Origin of the sequence: Shewanella sp. Isolate7 (assembly GCF_022398425.1) — a bacterium.
Classification (GTDB): Bacteria; Pseudomonadota; Gammaproteobacteria; order Enterobacterales; family Shewanellaceae; genus Shewanella.
Window position 1 is genome coordinate 1 of the sequence record NZ_JAKEVJ010000207.1, and the last position, 557, is coordinate 557.

1 protein-coding gene is annotated in these 557 nt (G+C 35.0%); it reads right to left on the bottom strand.

Annotated elements, in window-relative coordinates:
• Positions 1 to 371: 371 nt before the first annotated feature.
• The coding region (locus tag L1D47_RS21050) for a hypothetical protein (RefSeq protein WP_239886650.1) at positions 372 to 557 on the bottom strand (186 nt) is incomplete at its 5' end.

The following is a 557-nucleotide window of genomic DNA, read 5'->3' on the forward strand; positions in this document are numbered from 1 at the left end:
TATCAGAAATCATGTACCTGCGTCGAATGTTTTTAGCGTAAGCCCAAAAATATTCAATTGGATTTAAATCAGGACTATATACAGGTAAATACAGTAACTTGTGTCCACTTTGCAAAATTAACTGCTTGATTTCTTGCCCTATATGAAAACACGCATTATCCATGATTAACACACTCTTTTTATTGAGTTTAGGCATTTGCCAGTTATAGACGTCATAACATCGTTGCCCAAYCAAAGCATAGCCTTTRGRACGATGTACTGTTTGTAAAAAACYACTTTCATCAATATAAACAAATTGRTAATTSATTTTTYGATAGYRGTGTAGTRCCAAATGATAGGYGTATCTTTGGACAAAATCTTGTTTTGGGTRGCTACATGTCTTTTTTTAAGGAAAGATTTAGTCTTYTCAACGCATAACCGATTGCTGAAGCGGTAACACCTAAACAGGTAGCTCGTTGCTTATGTTCAATGCCATTGYGTTTCCATCTAGTAATGGTCGCTATACTAATACCATTGAAATATGCTTCTTTGCGTATGCTCATGCCACTATTCAATCT